The 7,801-nt window shown below is 52.0% G+C and carries 6 protein-coding genes; all 6 read left to right on the forward strand.

Translation table 11 applies throughout. From position 1 onward, the window contains the following. Positions 1-155 precede the first annotated feature (155 nt). The 6 genes from LOC67_RS27130 (at position 156) to LOC67_RS27155 (ending at position 7,314) form a co-directional block, all read left to right on the forward strand. Positions 156-701 (forward strand): hypothetical protein, encoded by a 546-nt coding sequence (locus LOC67_RS27130; protein WP_230265995.1) that lies wholly within the window; start codon positions 156-158, stop codon positions 699-701. Positions 702-1,231: 530 nt separating this feature from the next. After that, positions 1,232-1,873: a hypothetical protein gene (locus tag LOC67_RS27135; RefSeq protein WP_230265996.1), complete on the forward strand. Its 642-nt coding sequence runs from the start codon at positions 1,232-1,234 to the stop codon at positions 1,871-1,873. Between the two features lie 661 nt (positions 1,874-2,534). After that, on the forward strand, positions 2,535-2,882 hold the full coding sequence (locus tag LOC67_RS27140) for a hypothetical protein (protein ID WP_230265997.1): 348 nt from the start codon (positions 2,535-2,537) through the stop codon (positions 2,880-2,882). Positions 2,883-3,039: 157 nt separating this feature from the next. After that, positions 3,040-3,522, forward strand: coding sequence for a DUF6924 domain-containing protein (locus tag LOC67_RS27145; protein WP_230265998.1), 483 nt, complete (start codon positions 3,040-3,042; stop codon positions 3,520-3,522). Positions 3,523-4,151: 629 nt separating this feature from the next. After that, entirely contained in the window at positions 4,152-4,556 is a 405-nt protein-coding gene (locus tag LOC67_RS27150; protein WP_230263817.1) for a hypothetical protein, read from the forward strand. Positions 4,557-6,840: 2,284 nt separating this feature from the next. Beyond that, a complete protein-coding gene (locus LOC67_RS27155) occupies positions 6,841-7,314 on the forward strand; it encodes a hypothetical protein (protein ID WP_230265999.1) in 474 nt (157 codons plus the stop codon). The last annotated feature ends 487 nt before the right edge of the window (positions 7,315-7,801 follow it).

Here is a 7,801-nt window from a genome sequence, read left to right on the forward strand (position 1 = left end):
CAGCAGCGATGTGATGCAGACTGTGGTCGTGTGTACCACGCGAACCATGACATGAACCGAAGTGACGGAGTCGGGGTTTCTGAAGCGGTGTGTAATCCGCCGTCACTCGGTTATGTCCGCCGTTACGCCAAATAAAAGTTTCTCGCACGGTCGTGATGCGCCGTTTTCGAATTCTTGACGCTCTCTTCATTACGGCAGCCGTTGCCGCAGCATTCGCGATCAATCATTGGTTGCGATCTGCTCAAGTACTGCCCAAAACCACATTGATGAAAGTATACGAGGCGCACACCTTGGCTCTTCTTGTGACCAGCACGGTTACTTGGATGCTCGGGGCTCTTGTGCTCGCCGATCGTTCACAGATTTCCAATTCTGTTCGTTCCCCCGGAAAACTGACGGTGGTCTCCGTAACTGCCGTGAGCCTGGCGTCAATTGCAATGAACTGGGAAATCCTATTTCGATCGCATTTGTCCCCTGGCCTACGGATTGCTTTGCTACCGTTTGCATTTTTGAGTAATCCCAGCGTACCGGCATGTACAGTGATCTCGGTTTGGTTGACGCAATTCATGGCAGGACTCAAACGGCCATCCTCTGATTGGTTGAATATATCAGGATGTGCTATCGGCATACTCTGGATTCTGTACGCTATTGCCCATCCATTGCTCGACCTTGAGGTGATGCGTTGGATGGGCGTAACCACGTGATGCAACGGAGGACGGGAGTCGGGGCTATTGGTCTGCTTGCCAGTCTTTCGCCCGTCCCCGCTGATCACTACCGTTCGCGCAGGTAGATGAACGCTGGCTGACTCATCTCTCTCTCAGTTGGTCATCGCCCTTTGCACTATAGAGCGTCTGATTTCGGCTCATCTGATTTCACGTGACAAGTGCTAGCTGATCGACGCAACCGAAGTTGCGGTTTGATAGTCGCTCGTGATCGTGGCCCAATTGATTTTGCGAGACGTCAGTTTCCTGTTGATCGCATTTGATGTCACGGTTTATTTCTGCTCCGAGATGGCAGGTCAGACGCCCTATGGGCCAGCCGAAAAATCTATGCTTGTTACCTTTCGCGATTCCAATCGGGTAGACTTGTCGAGAGCGATGTACTGCTGGCTGTGGTCGTGTGTACCGCGCGAACCATGCCGTGCACGCGAAGGTCGGGAGTCGTATTTTATTGAAGTGGTCAGTCCACCGCCCGACCTCGGTGACGGCTACCGTTCTATCGATGAAGCACGCTGATGCTTGAGCGAATACCCTGCACGATTTGCCCACACGAAATCGTCATTCACGCCGGGGAAACTCACGACGGGATCTGTCGTTTCTGTCGCAAACTAAACGCGAGTGAACGCGAACAGAAAGCATGTTTCTATCGTGCTTTAGCTTCGGGTGAGGCATATTCGCCTTCAGATACCGACATCGCACGCGGCCATGTACCGCCAGAATGGCAACAGCATCATCGCTGGAAAATCGAACCCAATTGGTTTTCCGAGGGTTTTGACTCTCTAGAGCCATTGCTTGATCACGCGGCGAACGGTCCGGAGGGATACGTGACGTGCACGTCCGACCGAGACTCAACCTTTCTGATCGCTTCGAACGATGAACACGCGGTATGCGTCTATCAGGCGACGCGTGATGACTCGAAATACTTTGCTTACACCAAATACAATATGCGGGCTCAGGTCGACCGAGAACTCCATCTTTGTTCGACGTGCCCGTGTTGCGGGATTGTCCAAGGCGGCTATTTTCCGAGTCGGTTCCACTCGCCCAAACGCGTAGGATTCCAGATCGCGCGAAGGATTTTGTTTGGCTCAGACTGCAATATTGATGTCAACTGGATACCGTCCGACGATTGTCGTTGGATGGACGCTGGTATCGGATAGAATCGATAGAACTATGGGATGCAACGGAGCGGCGGTGGTGCGGTTTCTCATGAGATAAATGTCAACTCCCGCCGCCCGCTGATCCCTGTCGTTCGCGCGGATGGTTGTGGCTTGAATCCAACGCTGCTGAATTCGGCCCATCTGATCTCACGTGGCAACTGTTAGCTGATCGCTGCAATTGAATTCACCGTCAGATAGTTGTGCTTGAACGCGGCCCATGTGATTTCGCGAGACGTCAGTTTCCAATTGATCGCAACTGAATTCACGGTTTGATTGTCGTTTGTGAACGCGGCCCTTCGAATTTCAAGTGGCAATACTTTCTTGTTTATCGCCTTTGATTTCACGGTCTGATTCTTGCTGCGAGATAGCTGGTCAGACGCCCTATGCGCCAGCCGAAAAATCTATGCTCGTTACCCTTGGTGATTCGGATCGAGTAGACTTGTCAGCAGCGATGTGATGCAGGCCGTGGTCGTGTGTACCTCGCGAACCCGACGATGCACGCGAGTCGCCGAGTTGAGGTTTTTGAAGTGGTTGGTCGTTCGCGGCGACCACGTGATCGTTACCGTTCCCCGACTTAAGACGATCTTTCTTCCGCATTCCCATCACAACGCTCGCTATGTCGTACGATCTTTGGTTTTGGCGTCAAACGAAACCATCTGAAATGTCTATCGACGCAATCTGCGAGCACCTTGCTGAAGACAAGCTGGTTGACGGAATCCCCATTCTCCCGATCGACGATATTAAACGCGCCATCATTGCCGAATTCCCAGAAATCGAAGACGTACGTACATCGATGATTTGGGAGGGAAACGACAGCTACTTTCAGGTTTCTTGGCCTGTGACTGCGACCCACGTTGCCGTGTCATGTGGATACAAATTGTTGGACAACCCTGAACCGCTAAACCGGATGATCGACATGATGGGACGATTCGGATGCGCGCTGTATGATCCGCAGACTGATGAACGATATGAGCAACCCGAGATCACCGAGCCAAGTGGCGATCCGTGAAGCGGGGAACAATCGGATGCACGACGAGTCGCCGAGTCGTGGTTGTTGAAGTGGAGGATCTCGCGCGGCGACCGCGTGATCCGTACCGTTATCCGACTCACGAATGAAGACATCCATCGCATTTCTGATTCTCCTCACCGTTGCGACGGGCTGCTCCATGACACAAGACGCCGACGATGATCTATCCGCACACGATCCTTGGGTGATCCGCACATTCACTGACCGCCCGGAACTTTGGGCGTCGCTGACAGATCGAATTGCCGCACCTGTTGGCTCGTTCGGATTTCGCGCCAACGTAAGATTCGTTGATGATCCGAAATACCATGGACTTGCCGGCATCGACTTGGTGCATGCACTTCCTGCTGACTATCCAAGTGGATTCGTTTTTGTTGCGGACGGCGATACATCACCGGACAACGAAGACACAATCACTCTGATTTACTTCCACCCAGATTCCACAAATCCTGCGGACTACGAACGGCCGCCATCCGCCGTTCCGGATGCCGACTTGCAATCTGTTCGGCATCTTCCGCATGTCGTGCAGGAACTTGAAAACAACCTATCAATCGCGAACATCGACATGACTGATGTTCAAAACGGTGTTCCTCCTGATGGAATTTACCGTGGCATCGACCAATGAAACAAACTAGCCGTCGGATAACAACGCCGTGAACCGGAGCGGCGAATTCGGGCGGTTTTGAAATGGACAATCTTCCGTCGCCGCCCGGTTACGGCAAACGTTCGCGCGGGTGGTTGAACCGGTTGATGATTCATCTCGCTCTCAGTTTGTCATCGCCCTTTGCACTACAAGGAGTTTGGATTCGGCCCATCTGATATTACATGGCATCTGTTAGCTGATCGTTGCAACTGAGTCTGCGGTTTGATAGTTGCTCGTGAACTAGGCCCATGTGATCTCGCAAGACGTCAGTTTCCTATTGATCGCAATTGAATTCACGGTTTGATTGTCGTTTGCGAACTCGACCCTTGGGATTTCACGTGGCAACAGTTTCTTGCTTATCGCATTTGATGTCACGGTTTGTTTTCTGCTCCCAGATAGCGGATCAAATGCCCTATGCGCCAGCCGATATATCTATGCTCGTTTCCCTTGGGATTTCCGATCGGGTAGACTTGTCAGCAGCGATGTGGTGCGGACTGTGGTCGTGCATACCACGCGAACCATGACATGAACCGAAGTGACGGAGTCGGGGTCTTTGAAGTGTTTAGTCATCCGCCGTCACTCGGTTATGTCCGCCGTTCTGCCATTGAATCATGCACGCAATCGGTTCCGCATACTTGATCAGACAGGCCGCAGGTGCTGAGCGATACGATGGTGCTACTGTGGAAATTTCACGCGCTTTCGAATCGAATGGTGCGATCGTGGTCGACTTGATCGAACGCAACACTGGAAACCAAATCGACGGTGACGCATCGTTTCTGGAGGAATATGCACGTATTGCCATCGACCGATTTGCCCGCGATTACGTCATCGATTTACGGCAATGGAACGTCCGAGTGGACCAATTTGCGTACCATCCGATCGATTCCGGGCCGAAAGGAATCCACGACGCTGTCTACAATGCTGTATCTACTGCGTTCGCACAGTGGGCGTCGATGACCGTGCAAGTGCCGATCGAGAAGGCAGAACCAGACGATGCACGTGAGTCGCCGAGTTGAGTTTATTGAAGTGGTGAGTCGTTCGCGGCGACCACGTGATCGTTACCGTTCGCGCGGATGGTTGTGGCTCGAATCCAACGCTACTGAATTCGGCCCATTTGAGCTCACCTGGCAACTGATAGCTGATCGTTGCAATTGAGGTTGCGGTTTGATAGGTGCTCGTGAACTGGGCCCATTCGATTTCGCGAGCCATCAGTTTCCTGTTGATCGCAATTGAAGTCATCGTTTGATTGTGTTGCTTGATCAACGCCCATCTGATTTCAAGCGTCAGCAGTTTCCTGTTGATCGCATTGGAATTCACGGTTTGATTTCTGCTCCGAGATAGCGGATCAGACGCCCTAACCGCTGGCCGAAAAATCTATGCTCGTTCCCCTTCACGATTCCAATCGGGTAGACTTGTCGAGAGCGATGTAGTGCAGACTGTGGTCGTGTGTACCACGCGAACCATGACATGAACCGAAGTGACGGAGTCGGGGTTTTTGAAGTGGTTAGTCATCCGCCGTCACTCGGTTATGTCCGCCGTTATGTGCAACAGAGCGTCCGAACTGTTTCCTCCATTCATTGACGGCGACGCGGCCTTCACCAGAGACAACTTGCCTGTCTCAGGTGACTTGCTCTTTGCGAACGGAGTGGTCGCGACACAGCCTGAATTGTTTAATTTGCCGCCGATGGGAGTTTCGCTTTCAGTCTCAACTGATTGGCGGCAGTTGCGTTCATGTGGATTTGAATGGTGTGCATACGGAGCAGCTGGCTGCAGAATGTTTCCGTATATGACCACATACAAAGCCCTAGGTCAGACTCGCACTGCTCGCCACATATTGCACTCCATCGGTGCGGTTGGTTTTCGGTCCGATCATGGCATCAATCTCGATTTAGTCGAACCCACTTTCCCAGGTCGCCACGCAATTAGCTACAACGATGAAATTCACTGCGACTTCGAATCACAAGGCTTGTTTGATAAACGGTACGAAGACGCAGACGTTGATTCGAGGCTTTACGGACCTATTGATCCACTAGATGGAGTTCATGGGCGTTTAAAACGATTGGTTGTTGACCAGCGACTTTGGTACGTCCTGCTCCACCATTACGAAACTCCTCCGAAATATGAAATCTGGACTTACCCGCGAAAACATCGATATGTACTCCTCTTTGCAGTTGGTCTATCGCTCAATGGGGCACGACTGATAGGTTGTGTTACGTGCCAACTTTGTCACAACTACTGCGATTGACCAATAGAATGCACATAACAATGCGATGCACCGAAGTTGGCGAGTCGACGTCTTTTGGGTCTTAGTTTCATCTCGATCGCGCCAACTCGGTGATCGCTACCGTTCGCGCGGATGGTTGTGGCTTGAATCCAACGCTGCTGAATTCGGCCCATTGAATCTCAGCTGGCAACTGATAGCTGATCGCCGCAATCGAAGTAGCGGTTTGATCGTTCTGACTGAATGTCGCCCATTGGATTTCAAAGTACCGCAGTCTCCTGTTGATCGCATTTGATGTTACGGTTCGACATATGCGGTGTCTGGAGGCATCCAACGCCTTGAGTGCCGACTGAAAATGGATGCTGATTCCCTTCGGCGATTCGAATCGAGTAGACTGTTCGATAGCGATGTGCTGCCGACTGTGGTCGTGTGTAGCTCGCGAACCAGTTGGTGCACCGAAGTCGGCGAGTCGACGTCTTTTGGGTTTTAGTTTCACCTCAACCGCGCCGACTCGGTGACCATGACCGTTATCCCGCTTTCGATGAACCCAAGGATTAGCCTGATATATGTGGCATGGTTTGTATCGCCGATGGCTTCCGGTCGAGAAATGGTCATCTTGCAGAGTCGAAATTGACGCGATTCATGACGACTGCGAGGGATTTCGATTCTGGATCCGACCACACGATGAAACAATAGGTGTCCTTGTTGTTCGATTTGAATCACCATTGGCGCATTTCGTTTCGGATGAAGGTGACCGAATCGCTCCGCTTCAGCCAGCGCAGCCCGACATGAATTTTCCGCATGTTTTTTGGACGGTTGAAGACTCAGAATTGCTTAAACTATTTCACCGTCAATCGTGTGAACTTCATGCGGCTGGCAACTTGGTACACTACTGCTTTCTGTCGTGCAGCACATGTGTTGATGTTATCTCATCAGCTCCACCAAAACTGGTCGAGGCTTGGACGCACGAGATTGCGGGATAACAATCAAATGCACCGAAGTCGCCGCGTCGGATTTGTTTTGAGGTCACGTCGTCCGCGGCGACTCGGTGATTTGTACCGTTCTGTCGACGAGACGCCATGCGTAAACCACTGCGATACTCGGTGAACGCGATCGCATTCATCTTGTTCTTGTTCGCTGTCGCGTTTGCATACCAAGTTTACCGCGTCTCTCGCAGCCAAACCGTCTTGCAAAAGATTCACCACCTGGTGGTCTCGACTCCTGCGGACCAAACCGACCTGGAGTGGGCCGTGCTTGTGTATTGGATGCACAACTACCACTGTGCAACGGTTCCTCAAACTCGCGTTTCACTGTCGTGGCTAAACGAGACCGAACGACATCTCGACACGGCGATACGTTCCGGACCGACGGTTGATACAATCGATACTGTATGGAGTCGATACTCAGCGTTGATGGGTGATGCAGACACCGATTGGTACGACATGAAGCACGAACGCGAACTTGTGTACAATAAGGTCGTGAAGGACGGGATGGAGTACTTCGATACACGGAGCTATCTCGACTTTCGCGACTCTGTCCGTTCACAACCATGACGACAGAACCATGGGTTGCAACGGAGGCCGCGAGTTGACGTTTTTGAAGTGGAGAGTCGTTCGCGCGGCCCCGCTGAACCCTACCGTTCGCGTAGATGGTTGTGCCTGCGATAACCAACGCCTGTCTTTACTGCTGCTGAATCCGGCCCATCTGATCTCACCTGGCAACTGATAGCTGATCGTTGCAAATGAGCCTGCGGTTTGATTGTTGCTCGTGAACGCGGCCCACGGGATTTCACGAGACGACAGTTTCCTATCGATCGCAATTGAAATCACGGTTTGATTGTCTTGCTTGAACAACTCCGATCGGAATTCACGATGCGTCAGTTTCTTGATGATCGCTTCTGATGTCACGGTTTTATCCCGGCTTGGAGATTGCTGGTCAAACGCCCTGCCCGCCGGCTGAAATATCTATGCTCGTTCCCCTTCACGATTCCGATCGGGTAGACTTGTCAGCAGCGATGTAGTGCCGACTGTGGTCGTGGGT

Source organism: Stieleria sp. JC731 (assembly GCF_020966635.1).
Taxonomy (GTDB): domain Bacteria; phylum Planctomycetota; class Planctomycetia; order Pirellulales; family Pirellulaceae; genus Stieleria.